Source organism: Streptomyces sp. CMB-StM0423, from assembly GCF_002847285.1.
In the GTDB taxonomy this organism is placed as follows: domain Bacteria; phylum Actinomycetota; class Actinomycetes; order Streptomycetales; family Streptomycetaceae; genus Streptomyces.
In genome coordinates this window covers 3,448,212-3,464,068 of record NZ_CP025407.1, presented here as the reverse complement: position 1 = coordinate 3,464,068, position 15,857 = coordinate 3,448,212, and the positions used below count along the sequence as shown (strand labels likewise).

Below are 15,857 nucleotides of genomic sequence, written 5' to 3'. Positions count from 1 at the left end.
GACGCCTGACGCCTGACGCCTGACGCCTGACGCCTGACGCCTGACGCCTGACGCCCGGCGCCTGACGGCGGCTGACGGTTGACGTGCTGGCGCATGGCGGCCGGCGCCTGACCGCTGGCGCCTGGCGGGGCCCGGCGCCTGACGCCTGGCGTGCCGGCGGCGGCTGGCGCCCGGCGCCTGGCGATGCCTGACGGCTGACGCTTGACGGATAACGGCTGACAGATGGCGTCATTTGTCCGGGGGCGTGCGGGGCGCCGGGAGAGCCGGGGGGCGCGCGGGCGCCGCGCGCGCCGGAGCCGGGTGGCCCTATACCCGTTCGGCTGTACCCTCTGCGTGCGGTCCGCCGGTCCGCGACTCTTCTGCCCGTCCCACTCTGGCCCGCAATGACGCCTGAAACGCCTCCTGTAACCCGCCTGGGCCCCGCCCGGTCGCCGTCCCGCCCGGGACGCGGAACCCTGAGGGACGACGGTATGGGCCCGCTTGTCGGCCGCACGGGGAGGACAGCGCAGGAAGGGCAGCGCAGGAGAGGGCAGGTGCAGCCGGTGCGGGAGGACGGCGCGCAGGGCGCGGGGCACGACGAGGGCGATCCGCACGACCAGGAGCGCGCCTCGCACGAAGGCCGCGGCTCGCACGACGGCCGCACCTCGCACGAGGGCCGCGCCCCGCACGACGCAGAGCGTGGCTCGCGCGACGTGGAGCGTGGCTCGTACGGCGAGGGGCGCGGTCCGTACGAGAACGGGCGGGCCTACCGCGTCGGCGCCGACGCGCTGGACCTGGCGGCCCGGTCCCGTCGCCCCGACCCCACCGGCGGTGAGCGGCGGGTCCGCTGGGCGCTGCGGTGGCTGCCGGCGGCGCTGATCGTCGTGGGGGCGGTGTTCTTCTGGTTCACGCCGGAAGGGCTGAGGTCCTCGCCGATATTCGAGACCACCCCGCTGGTCGCCGCCGCGCTGCTCACCCTGCGCGGCACGGTCGCCGTCGCCGTCGCAGCCCTGGCCGTGGACGTCACGCTCGAAATCCTCAACGGCACCGCCACGAGGCCCAACGCGCTCACCCAGATGGTGTCGCAGGTGGTGCTCGGCGCCCTGGCGATCGGCATCAACCTCCTCATCCAGCGCAACTACCGCCGGCTGACCTCTGCCCGCCACGTCGCCGTCGCCGCGCAGCGCGCCGTGCTGCCGAACCCGCCGGACGGCTTCGGCACGCTGCGGGTCGCCGCCCGCTACCAGGCCGCGGACGCCGACGCCCGTATCGGCGGCGACCTCTACGCCGTGCAGGAGGGCCCGTACGGCGTGCGCTGCATCGTCGGCGACGTACGCGGCAAGGGGCTGGAGGCGGTGGAGTCCGTGGCGGTCGTCATCGGCGCCTTCCGGGAGGCGGCCGAGGAGGAGGCGGGGCTCGCGGGGATCGCGCGGCGGCTGGAACGCGCGCTGCAGCGCCAGGAGACGGGGCGCAGCGGCCTCGACCGGGTGGAGGGGTTCACGACCGCGGTGCTGGCGGAGGTCGACCGCGGGGGCGGCGCGCTGCGGCTGCTCAACCGCGGGCATCCGGCGCCCGTGCTGCTGGGGTCGGACGGCGCGGCACGCACGCTGCACCCGCACGAGCACGCGCTGCCGCTGGGCATGGGCGACCTGGGTACGTGGCCGGACGAGCTGATGGAGGTGGCGTTCCCGCCGGGCGCGGCGCTCGTCCTGTTCACGGACGGCGTGACCGAGGCGCGGAACAAGGCGGGCGTCTTCTACGACCCGCTGACCCGGCTGGACGGCCGGCTGTTCGACGGCCCGCACGAACTGCTGGACACCCTCCTGGACGACGTGACCCGTTATACGGGCGGAAGGGTCGCCGACGACATGGCGCTGTTCGCCCTCGCCCGCTTGCGTACGCCGTTCGGAGAGCCGCCGGACCCGGCCTCGCCTGTACACGCTCCGTAGCGGAACAGCGCCCCTCCGCATAACAACTGATGCACGATCAGCTAACGACCGGACTTCACTGCGCGTAATCAGGCCGTCAACTTGTCCGTTTCCGCTGGTGCATGCCCGGATCGTCCGCGGTAAAGCACAACTGAATAACGGGAACGACTTGGAATCGAACGCCGTCGTCCGCTAGCGTGCGGTAACGCAGCGCGGTCGTCACTGCCGTCGCAAGAGGCGGCACCGTGCGCCGTCGCCGAATCCCGCACGCGTCACAACTGCAGCAACGGCAACACCTAGGGAACCGGGGAACCACCACCTTGGGGTGAATCGGGCCAACCTCCGCGAGGAGGAGGCCCGTAGGAGACCTTCCTGCTCCGAACCCGTCAGCTAACCCGGTAGGCGAGAAGGAAGGAAAGGAGTACGCCTGCGTGGCGTCCTACAGGTCTGAGCCTGGCTACGGCCATGGCTATGACGATTACGGCTACGACGGTTATGCGTCCGGCGGCCACGCCCCCGAGGGGTATGCGCCCACCGGTTACGCCGCCGAAGAGCCGGTCGACGAAGTCCTCCCCGAGGACGGCCTTCCCTCCCGCGGCCGTCGGCGCCTTCCCCGGCAGCGCGGCGGCAGCATGGCGCGCAGCGGCGCCGTACTCGGCGTCGGCGTCTTCGCCGCCGTCGGCGCGGGCAGCATGGCCACCGCGCAGGAGAAGCCCCCGGTCGCGATATCCATGCCCGACCAGGTCGACACCGTTGCGAACCGGATAAGCGCCCAACTCCCGGATGCGGAGAGCCTGCCGGGCGTCGGCGACCTGATACCGAGCAAGGAGGAGCCCGCTTCCGACACGGTCGTCACCACGGCTCCGCTCACGCAGGTCAGCTACGCCAGCGACACCGACTCCGCGAACCAGCCCGCCGACTCCGGCGAGGCCCTGCGGGCGCGCATCCTGGAGCAGGCCGAGCAGCAGCAGGCGGAGGCCGACGCCTCTGCCCGCGCGGCCGCCGAGGCCGAGGCCGCCCAGCAGGCGGCCGAGGAGGCCGCCGAGGCGAAGGCGCAGGAAGAGGAGCGCCAGCGCCGCCTGGAGGAGGAGCGCCGCCGCAAGGCGGAGGAGGAGGCCCGCCGCAAGGCGGAGGAGGAGCGCCTCGCCAAGCTCGCCGCCAGCTACGTCGCCCCGGTCGCGAATTACACGCTCACCTCGACGTTCGGCGAGTCCGGTGACATGTGGGCCGCGGGCCACACGGGCCAGGACTTCGCCGCCTCCACCGGCACCCCGGTCAAGGCGGTGCACGGCGGCACGATCACCGAGGCCGGCTGGGCCGGCTCGTACGGCTACCGCATCGTCCTCACGCTCGAGGACGGCACCGAGGTCTGGTACTGCCATCTGTCCTCCATCATCCAGTCCTCGGGCGAGGTCACGACCGGCGACGTCATCGGGCGCGTAGGCGCCACGGGCAACGTCACCGGCCCGCACCTGCACCTTGAGGTACGACCCGGCGGCGGGGACGCAGTGGACCCCCTCGCCTGGCTGCGCAACAACGGCGCCCCGGTCTGACCCACCCGGCGGGCCCGGTGCCCCGGCCCCGGCGGCCGGGACCGGCACCCGCCGCACGGACCGCAAGCCCCCATAAACCCCTCTCCCACGTCTCCGGCGTGCCCGAACGCAACTTCCCCCGTGGCGTCCGAGCGCGCACCGAGACCGCCGGCGGCCCTGGTGGCCGACCCCCCGACACCAGGGCCGTCGGCCTTTTCCCGGGAGCTACTCCCCGGGCCCGCAGAGGCAGAACGGATGCCCGGCGGGATCGGCGAACACCGGACAACTGCCACCGGCTTCGGAGAGCCGCGTGGCCCCGAGCCGCAGCGCCAGCTCGCCCGCGGCGGTGGAGTCGTCGACGCCGAAGCAGATGTGCATCTGCTGGGGGTAGGTGCGATCGAGGTCGGGCCAGAGCGGCGGCCGGTAGCCGTCGACTTCCTCGAATGCCAGCCGTGGAAAGCTGTCTTCGTCCTTGGCGATCACCATCCAGTCGTCGCGGATGACCCGCATGCCGAGCAACTGCGTGTAGAAGTCGGCGAGCTGACGTGCGTCGGCGCAGTCGAGCACGATGTTCCTGACATAGGCGTCCATGGCGGCCACCCTGCCACGCACCGCGGACACCGCCGGGAAGCCGGCGGCGACTCAGGCAGCGGCGGTGGCGGAGGCGCCGGCAGCCGCGCTGACGACGGCACCGGCACTTGCTGCCGCACCGGCAACCGCATGAGCAGCCGCGGTGGCAGCCGCGGCAGCACCGACGGCGGCGCCACGGGACTCCCCGGCGGCGGCGGCTCCACGGGACCCTCCGGCGGCTGCAGTGCCACGGGACTCCCCGGCGGCGATTTCGCCCAGGGCGGCGCGGATGGTGTGGAGCATCCGCTGGGGCCGCTCGAAGACGTCGGCCGCGGTGAACCGCAGCATGCGCCGGACCTCGGGACAGCGCCCCAGGTCGTTGAAGCGCTCGACGTCGGCGAGATGAGCGGCCCGGCTGCCGTGGAAGCCGTAGCCCTCGATCTCGACGACGAGCCCCGCCGCCGGGAAGAAGAAGTCCACCCGTATCCGCCGGCCGTTGGGCGCGGTGAACGGCACTTGGCTGAGGGGCCGCAGCCCGGCGTCGTACATCCGCAGCCGCGCGATGGTCTCCGCGGGCGACCCGGAGCGCGGATCGACGAGCGCCAGCCGCTGCCGCGCCTGGACCACACCCCGCCGCTGCCCGATCCCGGCAAGGGCTTCGGAGACCGTATGCAGATCGGCCACCTGCTCCCGCCACCGCCGCGGCCATTCTCCGCCGGGCCCCAACGGCCGCCGGGTCAACGCCGACTCCACGGCCACCAGCGCGGCATCCCGCTCCGCCGTACGCAGCAGGTCGACGAGGGTCCGCGCGGCGTCGGTCACTCGCAGCCCGGCGACGGTGACGATCTCCTCGTCACCCACCGCGGTCCGATGCAGCACGCATCCCTCGGGCGCCCGCCCCCGCCCCCGCACGTGCGTGAACTCGGGCCGCACGGCGAGCACTTCGACCCCGAGCAGATGAGCCGCCGCACTGTGACTGACGACCAGTTCCGGCCGCCCGGCCTGCGCCACCCGCAACCGCAGCCGCAGATCACCAACCCGCCCCGGCTCCACCCACACCCCGGCCCGTACCTTCCGCCACCCCTCCTTCCGCAACCGCCGCACCAACACCCCGGACGACCACCCGGCCGCCAAAGCCTCGGCACAGACCAACACGCCACCGTTCCTAGCCGCCAACTCACCCAGCGACCCAAGTTCCCCCGTCATGCCCCCACCCTCTCGCGAATCCCCACCCCCCGCTTCCCCCTGTGGATAACTCTCGGACCAGGGACCTTCGGGCAGGTCAGAAGCGCTCGGCGAACTCCCCGGCCCGAACGCCCGCAACGAAGGCCCGCCACCCCGCGGCAGAGAACGCGAGGGCAGGTCCATCGGGATCCTTGCTATCCCGCACAGGAACAAGACCGGAGGCGGCAAGGGTCGGCGCCCACTCGACACAGCCGCCGCCATCACCGTTGCTACAGCTGGACTTGACCCAGCGGATCGTGCCCAGTGGGAGCGCCTCCTTCACGAAGGGTGTCAGCTTCGGGAGCGCCTATTGCTCTCTGCTTGTTGCGCCGCCAGTCGGCGCAAGACAGCGCGGTCAGCCTGCGGGATGGAGTCCAACAGGTCCATGAACCATGGTGCGATCCACGACGAGTTCCGGTGGAGCCACTCACCTGGCGGGAGGGCAGTACCGGGTACCCAGTTCTGGGAAGGCGGCTCGCTGCTTCGTGTGGCCGTAGCAATAGCTACAGACGGCTCCGTTTCTCCTACAGACCGCCGCCCGAGCTGAGCCGTCACCCCGATCAGCCACCACTGGAACAACCGACGGGACGGCGACGCTGAATCGAGAGCCGCACGCACGGTCGAGGAGACGAGTCCCACCGAATTGAACGCATCAAGCGCCAGTCCGTCCGGCGGTTCCAGGTGAGCTGCTGTCTCCTCCGTTACCAGCGGTGTGTCCGGGACCTTCTCCTCAAATGACTCTGACACCCGCTCGATCTCCGCGTACGTATCCGCAGCGAGCTCGGCGTCCAGGAACTCTCTGACGCCGCCGAAGAAGTGCGGTGGCGTCTCGACCCTCAAGTCCGCCTGTGCCCTCCGTCTCAGCTCGTCGACAAGACTCGGCCACGGACGGGAGCTGCTTGGGCCGGAGCCCTGCTCGTACCAGTCCTCCTTCGTGTCGTTCGATACAAACAGCACGCGGCGGCTGCCGACCGGGAGCTTCGTGGCATGCTCGACCAGTTCTTCCCAGAGGAGGAAGTCGCCAGCGGACTTGAGCGGCGTGTCCTTGCCAGAGTCAGAGAATCCGGGAGGGATCTTGTTCGGGAACCGGAAGGCGGTGGCCTCCTCTAGACGTCCGCGCACGACGCTGTCCTCCGGCTGCTGGCCGATGCCATCTCCGTAGAGCTTCGCGATGTGCACAAGGATGGGGTCCTCCGCATCGGCGGAACTTAGTGCTAGTCCGTGGTCTGCTTTGAGCATGTCCAGGTAGCGTTTGAACTCGTGCCGGTACACGTCGAGGTGCGCATCGACGCCAGAACCCGCGACGAGTGCGTCGAGCCCCGCTATCTCCTGGTGAGCCCGGGCGTACTTGTCGAGCTGGGCGCACACGACGTTCTTGGCGTCGACGATCGCTTTGCGGGCAGCCATGAGCTTCTTGTTGACGTCTGCGGCGGCATCGGAAAGGGCCCTCTTGCGGGACTCCAAAGTGCTGCGGCGGCCGCGGACGAACTCAAGACCGACCTGATAGGGCATCCACAGCCGTCCGGCAGTCTGTTCAAGCGCCGACAGAACTTCTGACCTGGAGGTCTCGGTGTATTCATACAGGCTCAGCAGGACGTTTGTATCCAGCACGATAACGCCGTTGTTGAAGAAGGAACTTCGCTCCGCATCGCCGTCCGTCGGACCAGGCTGGAGCCAGGCTGCGAACCTCTGCAGCAGTACCGGATCTCCCATTTTCTCCTCCGGTTCGATCACGCCTCCCTGACCGGTCATCTTGGCACAAAGATCTGAGATCGGCGGACGATCACGGCTGCAGCGGCCACACCGCCCTTACGCCCTTGCGGCTAGGGCGTAAGGGCGGTGCCACTACAGCTGGTCAAAGTCGGCGAGCATGGCAGACACACGGCCCGGGGCTTTGTCGAGAAGGAAATCGTCGACAAATACCACGTCTGGAACGCCTCGGCGGTCGGATGCGGTGGCGTTGCGCACGGAGCTGATGCGAGGGGAGGACAGCGTGGTGTCGGCAGCCTCGAACGGGCCCTTGGGAGCGACCCAGATCCGCTCCTCGAAGAGGACCGCGGGACCGGTGCCGCCCAGGTCCTCCACGAACTCCGCATCACCGGGCGGGAAGTCGGATGCCCAGTTCCGCAGCAGTCCTGCTGCCTGGCGGCCATACTGGCTGCTTTCAATGCTCGCGCCTTGAAGGATGGCCAGGAGTTCGCCGGCCAGCCGCCAGTCCAGAAGGCTGTGATACGCCATATTCGTGTAGTCGCGCAGGCACTGGTAGCACGAGCCGCGGCAGGTTCGGCCGTGTGTACCGTCGGCGAAGTCGGCCAGCATCTTCCTGGCAGTCGCCATGAACTGCTCGAAGATCTCGCGTTCCGCGAGGTGTGTGCAGTAGCCAGCACCGTTGTCCAAGGTGTCTGAGAGGAAGGCGAAGGTGCGCGCCTTGCTGCTACCTGATCCTGCGCCGTGAATGCCGGATGCAATCTCGTTGGGCTGCACCTGGAGAAGCGAGCCCGCGGCCGTGCGCAGGAGGGCGGCCAGCGAGTACCAGGCCGCGCGCCTGCCGGAGCGGTCGTCGGGGAAGCCGGTGCTCTGCGGTACGGAGGTCAGGTTGAGGCGCAGACCGAGCGCTGGGATCTCGCTTACCTGGGGTCCGAGCAGGAACAGGTCGGTGCGCTGGGTCGCGCCGATGGCGGTCTTGAGAGGTTCCTCGCCGGCGGCAATGTCGTTCGCCAGCCAGGGGAACAGTTCGGTGGCCCCGGCCTCCAGATAAGCGCCGGACCAGCGTGTGGTCGGGCTTACTCTCGTGAAGTGGAACAGGCGGCCTCCGTTGTCGTTGACCGAGTAGCGCTCCCCCTTCCCGGCGTGTACCACCATGCCCGTCAGCTTGATCTTCAGGGGCGCCCCGTGCTCAAGGTCTGCGGCGGTGCGGGGGGCGAGCGACCTGGCCCTCCAGGCGAAGTTTCCGTCGAAGTCGCGGGCCTTACCCGCGGAGTAGAAGCCGGCCGGTTCGCGGAGTTCAATCTCGCGATAAGAGCCGTCGGTTGTTCCGCAGGCGCGGCAAGGTTGCGGCGGGGCATCCTCCTGTTCTGGCAGCATCTGCACGTCCTTTGCCAGGTGTCCGCAGGCAAGGCAGATGCCGATGTGGACGGGCTTCCCTAGTGGTTCCTGCACGGCTCGAGGAACTCGCCCGGTCGGCTCAAACGCGATTGTGCCGGCGGCCGTGTGGACCTGTCCGTCCTTGACGGTCTCGGCACCGGGAGCGAATTGAGAGATAGCGATGTCCAGAGATCGGTCGACCACTCCACTCGGAGGCCAAGGATAGGAGTCAGAGGGGCGCTTCGTATAAAGGTAGCGGGCTGAGGTGGGGAATCCGAACATAGGCAGCAGGCCTGACTCCGCGAGTCGTTGGCTGAGTTCGTGGTGGCCGCGAGGCTCGTGGGCGATCTGGTTGACGCGCTTCACGAGTTCCTGGGCCACCCAAACCGCCGCCTGATCCGGAGGCCAGGCGTTGCGGGTGTGCTCCGCGAGGGCTTCGGCGAGACTGCGGATCTCGTCGTCGTGCAACTTGATCCATACACTGACCTGTTCGCTCACGGCGGGCCAGTCTGCAGTGTGGCCAAACTGGCCGTGGACGTTGCGGGTCGGGTCGGCTCCCATGTCATCCCCTGCCGCGCCCTGCGCTGCATCGAAGGCCCTACGGAGCACTTCGGCACTGAGGACTCGCTGGTAGATGTCCTTCATGTCGGTGGAGAGGTACGGCGGCGGGGTCGGATTGTTGGTGATCTGCTGGGGATCCTGAAAATAGTGCTCGTCGTGGCTGCGACCGCGGCACACGGTGAGCGCGAGCGCGACCGGCGAAGTGCGCCGTCCTGCCCGCCCGACGCGCTGCTGGTAGTTGAACCGGGTCGGTGGCATGTTCGCCATCAGGACAGCGGACAGCGGGCCGATGTCGACTCCGGCTTCCATCGTGGTGGTAACGGAGAGAACATCGAGGCTGTCGGGAAGCGTGTGCTCCTTGCCGTCGAGGAAGATGCCTTGGAATCGGGCTTGGCGAGCCTGGGCATCCAGGCGGTCGGTCTGGCCCGTGAGTTCGGCCGCGTTGAGGCGGAAATTTCCGAACTGCCGACGCGCCATCCAGGCGTAGTAGTCGGCGTCTGTGCCCTCGAATGGTTCAGGCGTCGCAGGCAGAGGCCGACGGCACTTCGTGCACACCCCGACGCCTGGGTGGAGGTGCCGTCGGCGGCAGACAGGGCAGGTCCAGGACACCGCTCGGCCGTGGCGCAAGGCGACATGCTCGGGTTGGATGATGTACTTCTTGACTGCATCTCCCCAGATCTGCCCGACCGTCTCGCGGAGGTCGTCCGGGTCCTGCCCGAGGTGTTCCGCTGCACTGGCCCAGAAGTCACGCAGCTTTTTCGGCGGTTCGTCAGCCGGGCTACGCAGTCCTGCGAAACGACGCATGTGACCGAGGACTCGCAAGCTGGCCCGGGCCAGTGCGGCATCGGAGGCCCGCTCGGCTTCGAGCGGCGCCTGGTCGGTGGAGAGGGTGAGCCAGCCCAGGCCCAGGGACTCGAAGTCACGTCCGACGCTGCCGAATAGCCCGTTGAGCACCTCACCAGTGAGGGCTTCACGGATGTCCTGGCGCAACTGTTCTTGCCGCTCACTCAGGACCAGGCTGGATTCGTCACGTACTTTGCCGCCGGAGGGCTCGGGCCACTGATACAGAGAGGTCCATGACTGCGGCTGGGAGCCCTTCTGGTAGCTCGTCTGCTGCAGGGATGCCTTCGGGCCGCCGGGATTGATGCCGTGCTGGACCAGCCGTTCGGCGACGGCCGCTCCGTGGCTATCTAGGCTGGGTACCCGGCTAAGGCGACGGTAGAGCGCGGCCTCTTCTGCCGGGTCGGGGAGGTCGTCGTCGAGATCGTCGAGACTTTCAGATGTCTTCTGGAGCTTCACCCAGGCGTCGTAGCTCTCCGGATCACGGGCGCGCAGCCGATCGCGGGCGGCTTTGGCCGTTTCCTTGTTGACGGGGTTGTCGAGGGACTTGCGGTAGAAGCCCGATACGGCTGCCAGGTCGGCGACTGGATCCCCCTGGCCGTCGACCTCCTCGGCGAGCAGCAGGCGCAGGAGGTCCTGGTAGTGGCGCAGTCCCAGGCCCGCGGACAGCTTCGCTGCGTCCTGGCGGCTGTCGGAGAAGACCACGGCCTGCCTGTTCCGCAGGTGGGAGAGGATCCCGGTGGTCAGCACCTGGTTGACCTTCTCGAAACCAGTGCGCATGGACCTGACCGGCGTACGCATCCGGCGCGGGTCGCTGAGGCTGAAATGCTCGGTCCCAACCTGCCTGACCTCCCAGTTGTCGCCGCAGCTGGGGCACTGTGTAGGTGCCGCGGGGAGGTCCTCTGCTTTGAGCCGGGGCCGCCCCTTCTTGCGCTGCGGCAGACCAGTGTGGAAGGACCAGCCGGTGTGGTCACGCTGGTTGCGGAGGATGCCGGTGCGGGGGTCGTACTGGCTGCGCTTGAACTTGAAGTCAGCTCTCAGTGTGCCCCGGTCCGAATTGGAACTCCACTCCAGCTTCTCCACCGCCGGGTCGTCCTTGCGCGGCCAGTAGACGATGTAGTTGGCCGCGCTCGGCCCCATAGCAGCGGCGTCAGGCAGAGAGTCTAGGTCGGGCAGGTCCGCGAGCAGGCCAGCTTGGAATGGGTGCCCCTTGGCTGCGTTGCGGAAGGCTGATGCTGGTGCATATCCGCCGAGGAATGCATCTCCGCAGGTCTGGCAGTAAAGGAGTTCCAAGACGCGAGCGTCGCAACTGCAGCGCGGCGTGGGGCGCGAGTACAGCTTGCCGACTGTCCTCTCCACGCCTTCCCAGCGCGGGGCGTCGGGGCACTTGGGGTCTGAGCAGGCCCAGACGCCGGGGATGTTGCGGAAGAAGAGATGTCCGCGCAGCTTGGGCGTCCGGGAATTGGCCGAGCGGCGGAGTGCGATGAGGACTCCGCGTAATGCCCTCTTCTGCACAGCGCTGTCAGCGGCTGGGAAGATGCGGGTGGCGACGGTGTCGTCGAAATCGGCGATAAGCCGGTCGCCATCGCGCAGGGCGTTGACAAATGCGTCACCGGCGCCGGTGTCCGCCAGTAGTTGGTCGGCCTGGGCGGGCGAGGTATCCGGGTTCAGGGCGGCGTAGGCGTCGGCGTGCCGGGAGATGTCAGTGCGAGTGTGCGTCGGCAGCACAGGCTGGCCGCCGAGGACCACGAACCGGTTTCGGTCGACGCCGAAGAACTCCTGCAGGAAGTCCAGGTCGCGCGGGGCTTCGAGGGACGCGGAGGCGGCCAGGACGCGGAACTTGTCCGGCCTGTGGTCAAGCCCGAGGCGGTGGCGCAGGTTGCGCAGAAGGTAGGCGATCTCCGTGCCTGCAGTGCCCCGGTACATGTGGAGCTCGTCGACGACCAGGGTGAAGCGGGCGTCGGGCACCTCCTCCAGCCAGCGGCGCGTCTTGTCGAAGATCTGCGACTCGCGCGAGCGCATCAGCATGACGTTGAGCATGCTGTAGTTCGTAATCATGATGTCGGGCGGGGCCTGGATCATGTCCCAGCGGCAGCGCATTTCCGCGCCGTCCAGCCGGGGAATGAAGTAACGGCCGTCGCCGGCGGCTTTCTGCGCCTGGCGGGAGCGCTCCTCGGTGGCGGCGAACTCCTCGCGTAACGTCTTGATGCCGGCTGCCGAGCCGACCTCGCCGGGGACGGGGGTTGCCCCTGTGTAGCGGCCGAAGTAGAAGCGGTGGCCGGGCCGCGACCGGGCAAGCCACGCCCTGACGTCATCGCTGTCCAGGGCCCTGCGCAGACGCATCATCTGGTCATCGACGAGCGCGTTCATGGGGTAGAGGATGAGGGCGCGTACCGCTGAGTGCCGGCCTGCCTCGCCTGCCCGCTGGGGCTGATAACTGCCGTCAGGAGACTCCCACCAGCGGTTCGACGGCAGCGAGTCGGTCGGCCAGTCGGCGGATTCGTGGACGAGGTCGGCCAGGATGGGCAGCATGAACGACTCCGTCTTGCCCGATCCCGTACCTGCCGTGACGACGACATCGTGTCCGTCTCGCGCAGCGGCGATCAGAGTCCGGTGCTGGTGCTCATACAGGGAGCGGACGTCCTGCAACAGTCCGAGCTGCGCCAGTTCCGCAAGGTCGGGGTGGGCTCCTGCTGCCCTCACGGATTCCGCGACGCCTGCATCCATCTGAACGTAGCGCGGGCGGACCTCAAGCAGGGGACGCCGCCAGGCTCCGCCGTTCATGTCGAACAAATCCTGGCGCTCGCGTTCGAGGTGCTCATCAGCGAGTCCGAACGGCGTGTTGTAGTAGCGGAAGAGCGCATCCTTTAAGTGCTCGAACGAACTGAGGATATCCACGTCCCGATCGGAGCGACCGGGCAGTTGCGAAGGGGTGTCACTCATGGTTCTCCCTCAGTTGCTGTCCGAGCGATTGGGAGATCCTGACAGCTACGGCGTAGGGCACGTTGTCGTAAGCGAGGTTTTCGGCCTGGGCATTGATGCGGGGCGCGAGACCGCAGCACATCACGGCCACGCGCCGGTGCAAGTCGGGCAAGGGATATCCCCAGTCGACGAACAAGGTCCCGAACCTCTCGCGCCCTGAGCCCTTCTCCGGCCGCCAGCGCAGCACGTCGGCAGCCCGGCTCCGGGTCTCCAGCACACGGTAAACGCCCTGTTCGTGGCTAGTCTCGTGCCATTCGCCGTCGCGCAGGACCTGGCATACGCGTTTGCCGTCGCGCCGCTTGAGCCGGTACAGACCTTCGCCGTGGGGCCGCGGGACAAGCCGGTACTCGCCGCGCGCGAAGTCGTACTGTTCCAGGGGCTTGCCGAACTCCGGCGCAGAGGTCGGCGCTCCGGGGCTCAAGGGAGGTAGCAGCGAAGCTCCCTGCAGCGCGAAGCACGGTGTGTAAGAGACACCGAGCTCGACCGCCCAGCTCGCGATCCCTGATTCGTCATCGAACTGGACGATAAGGGACGCGGGCAAGGGGATGTCGGTGGGCGGGCGGATGCTGGACACCCGGAACAGCTCCAGCAAGCCATCCTCCATCGCCTGCGCTACGCGCGCGTCGAACGCGGCTGTCCGGCTCCCGGTGAGTACCGCCAGTCCTCGTGCGTGCGGCAGGCGGGTCAGGACTGGCGGGGCCGCGCACCAGCGCCGGTTGCGCCAATCGATGTCGATGTAGGCGAGGGAGACGGCGTCGCGCAGCCAGCGCCCCGGCGCTCCCGGTTCGATGTCCGGGCAATGCTTGACCGCGAGCCACCAGATGCCCTGCTTGACGTCAGACAGGGTGCCGGCGCCCTGCTCGCTCAGCCAGCGCAGCAGCAAGCTTCCTGTATCGGCCATCAGGCTCCCTGCCTTCCACCGATCGCTTCGGCTGCCCTTACGTAGTCGAGCCAGACGAGGTTCTGCAGACGCTGGGCGGCGCTGAGGATTGCGTACGCCCAGGCGTAGTCCTCGGGTGCCGGCGTGGGAGCCGCGATGTCAGCCTCTGCTGTCAGCGCCCTGACCGACCAGCGGGTCGGTGTGCGGTAGACCAGCCAGACATATCCGTCCGGCACCTCGACCTCAAGGCAGGGGCCAAGGGCTACGGCAGGCAGGCGGGAAGCCATCCAGGCCGGGACCTGCTGCTGCTTGGCCCGGCGCACACCCCCTTGGGGATCGAGCAGCACAGCTTCCAGAACGCTTGTACGAAGTAGCTCGGTCCGCGGGAGGCTGATGATGCTTGCAGCCTCAGCCCCGCGGATGGCTGCCTCGGAGCCCGTAACATCGCTGAGCCAGGGCCGGGCGGTACCGTCGCCGAGGTACCCGAGTGTCCCGGTCCCAGGAGGCAGGCGCTCGTGAAGTCCGTCGTGCAGCGTGAAGACCTGGCTGCTGTCGGCCGTACCGACACAGTGCTCTCCCTCGTCGAGGGGGATCAGGCAGAGTGGGAAGGGCACTCGGGGATCAGCGCGAAGTTTCTCAGTGCGGCCGTCGAGGACGACTTCCACTAGGCCGTCTGGAGAGTCGCTGGCCGGCAGCATGAGATCGGGAGTACCACCTCGGAGGAAGTGGCCGGCCACTCCGGCACCTGCCCGGTACTCAGGGGCGATACGCAGCCCACCGGACAACGCGGCATGATTCCGGATCTGGGGCTCGAGGACGTGCGAGTGATCTCCTCCCCGATCGAGGGCGCTTGCGAAGGCCAGTCCGTTGACGGCGCGCACCCCTTTGAACAGCTTCCACCCCGGCACCGTTGCCGGAGCCTCGCGGGCTGTACGGCCGCCGAGGGCTTCGACCATGGAGCGCACTGCGCGGACAGCAGAGTCGGCTGCCAGAATCCAGTGCTGCTCGCCGGGCTCGAAATACTCAGTACTCACCCACTCCCCTAGGTACGGGTGCAGCCGCAACAGCACGACTTCCTGTGGTGCCCACTCAAGGACTAGTTCTTCCCCCTGAAGGCGTAGTCCGTGCCCCAGTTGCTGCCAGGAGGGGTGTAGCGACTCCAGCCCGTCGTAGACGTCCCCGTAGCCCTTGTGCAGCGTGAACGAACGGCCGCCTAGCACTGCGACGCGCGCCTCGTCGATCCCGTCGCATGCTTCGGCGAGCCATTCCAGCCGCCTGCCGCGGTCCGCAACTACGAGCCTCAGTCCGATGGCACGGCGCCGGTGCTCGCGCTCCGGCTCGTGAAGGGTGCCGTCCCAGTCATCGGCGAGCCGTTTGACCAGACTGGCGATCAGAGCGTCGCCCGTATCCGGGGCACTGACGAGCTCCTCCATAAGCCGGGGCGACAGGCGCCTGTCTCGCCCTGCTGTCCATACACGCAGGCGCCGCAGCAACTCGCGGCCGGAAACCCCATGGGGATTGTGCGGCCGCAACCGGGTAGCGGCGAAGAACCGAGTGAGGATCTGCCGATCTGAGCCGCGTACTAGCGCCTGCGAGATTGGGTAGCCGATCTTCCAGTAGAACTTATCAGTGCTGACAGTGCTGGCGCCGTAGAGGCCGCCCGTCTCATCAAGCCAGGTACGGAGTTCCTCCCACATCACTGCCACGTCCCGAAACGCGTGCTCAAGCTTGTGTGCCCGAGGGCTGGAGGATTGCTCGCCCAACAGCTGGATCCACCGCCCGTAGAAGTTGGACTTGAGCATGCCGTCCGAGGAGGCCATACGGGTAGCCGCCAGCACGGACAGGGCGAGCACCGGCAGGCTCGGCGGAGGGCCCGCACTTCCGTGCTGCTCCCAGATTGCGCACTCGTGCTGGACGCGGCTGAACAGTGGTTTATCGGTGTCGCTCCAGTTGAGTTCACCGGCGACAGCCTGGGCAAGGTCCGTTCCTATGCGCTGGGCCAGCTCCTGTTCGACTTCAGCGTCGACGTACAGGACGGTGCTCCGTAGCGCATTGCCCGCACCGAAGAACTCTGCCGAGAGCACCTCATGCCACTGCTTGTACTCAGACCTCATCTAACCTTTCCAGCTCCACCGCCGCAGCCGCATGCTCGTCTACCGCTGCGAAGACATGCCCCCGCATCCCAGGCACTATCGCCTGCCCTGCTGCGTCGGGCGGCCCTGCCAATCCGACCAGTCCAGCCAACGCTACCCATAGGGATCCTCACGCGATAGGCAT

General features: G+C 68.3%; 9 protein-coding genes and 1 riboswitch. Of the genes, 2 read left to right on the top strand and 7 right to left on the bottom strand.

Annotated elements, in window-relative coordinates; all coding sequences use genetic code 11:
• The first annotated feature begins 692 nt into the window (after positions 1-692).
• Positions 693-1,928 (top strand): PP2C family protein-serine/threonine phosphatase, encoded by a 1,236-nt coding sequence (locus CXR04_RS14870; RefSeq protein ID WP_101426378.1) that lies wholly within the window; start codon positions 693-695, stop codon positions 1,926-1,928.
• 256 nt (positions 1,929-2,184) lie between these two features.
• Positions 2,185-2,327: riboswitch (cyclic di-AMP (ydaO/yuaA leader) on the top strand.
• An 11-nt stretch (positions 2,328-2,338) separates the two neighbouring features.
• On the top strand, positions 2,339-3,460 hold the full coding sequence (locus tag CXR04_RS14865) for a M23 family metallopeptidase (protein WP_101422640.1): 1,122 nt from the start codon (positions 2,339-2,341) through the stop codon (positions 3,458-3,460).
• Positions 3,461-3,664: 204 nt separating this feature from the next.
• Here the strand turns inward: CXR04_RS14865 and CXR04_RS14860 are convergent, their stop codons facing one another.
• From CXR04_RS14860 to CXR04_RS14830, 7 genes are all read right to left on the bottom strand, one after another.
• Positions 3,665-4,030, bottom strand: coding sequence for a VOC family protein (locus CXR04_RS14860; RefSeq protein WP_101422638.1), 366 nt, complete (start codon positions 4,028-4,030; stop codon positions 3,665-3,667).
• Between the two features lie 51 nt (positions 4,031-4,081).
• The gene (locus CXR04_RS14855; RefSeq protein ID WP_234380226.1) at positions 4,082-5,113 is read right to left on the bottom strand and encodes an endonuclease domain-containing protein; all 1,032 of its coding nucleotides are present in this window, start codon (positions 5,111-5,113) and stop codon (positions 4,082-4,084) included.
• Positions 5,114-5,291: 178 nt separating this feature from the next.
• A complete protein-coding gene (locus CXR04_RS14850; protein ID WP_101422634.1) occupies positions 5,292-5,516 on the bottom strand; it encodes a DUF397 domain-containing protein in 225 nt (74 codons plus the stop codon).
• 8 nt (positions 5,517-5,524) lie between these two features.
• Positions 5,525-6,967 carry a PIN-like domain-containing protein gene (locus CXR04_RS14845; protein WP_101422632.1) on the bottom strand — a complete coding sequence of 481 codons (1,443 nt, stop codon included), beginning with the start codon at positions 6,965-6,967 and terminating at the stop codon, positions 5,525-5,527.
• A gap of 111 nt (positions 6,968-7,078) precedes the next feature.
• Positions 7,079-12,661 (bottom strand): DEAD/DEAH box helicase, encoded by a 5,583-nt coding sequence (locus tag CXR04_RS14840; RefSeq protein ID WP_101422630.1) that lies wholly within the window; start codon positions 12,659-12,661, stop codon positions 7,079-7,081.
• Entirely contained in the window at positions 12,654-13,601 is a 948-nt protein-coding gene (locus CXR04_RS14835) for a hypothetical protein (protein WP_101422628.1), read from the bottom strand. The genes CXR04_RS14840 and CXR04_RS14835 overlap by 8 nt, the downstream gene beginning before the upstream one ends.
• On the bottom strand, positions 13,601-15,694 hold the full coding sequence (locus CXR04_RS14830; RefSeq protein ID WP_101422626.1) for a hypothetical protein: 2,094 nt from the start codon (positions 15,692-15,694) through the stop codon (positions 13,601-13,603). Before CXR04_RS14830 ends, CXR04_RS14835 begins: the two co-directional genes overlap by 1 nt.
• Between the last annotated feature and the right edge of the window lie 163 nt (positions 15,695-15,857).

Bases quoted from the DNA above. Each gene is read 5' to 3' on its own strand.
- CXR04_RS14860 (WP_101422638.1), bottom strand. From the start codon at position 4,030: ATGGACGCCTATGTCAGGAACATCGTGCTCGACTGCGCCGACGCACGT.
- CXR04_RS14840 (WP_101422630.1), bottom strand. From the start codon at position 12,661: ATGAGTGACACCCCTTCGCAACTGCCCGGTCGCTCCGATCGGGACGTG.
- CXR04_RS14835 (WP_101422628.1), bottom strand. From the start codon at position 13,601: ATGGCCGATACAGGAAGCTTGCTGCTGCGCTGGCTGAGCGAGCAGGGC.
- CXR04_RS14830 (WP_101422626.1), bottom strand. From the start codon at position 15,694: ATGAGGTCTGAGTACAAGCAGTGGCATGAGGTGCTCTCGGCAGAGTTC.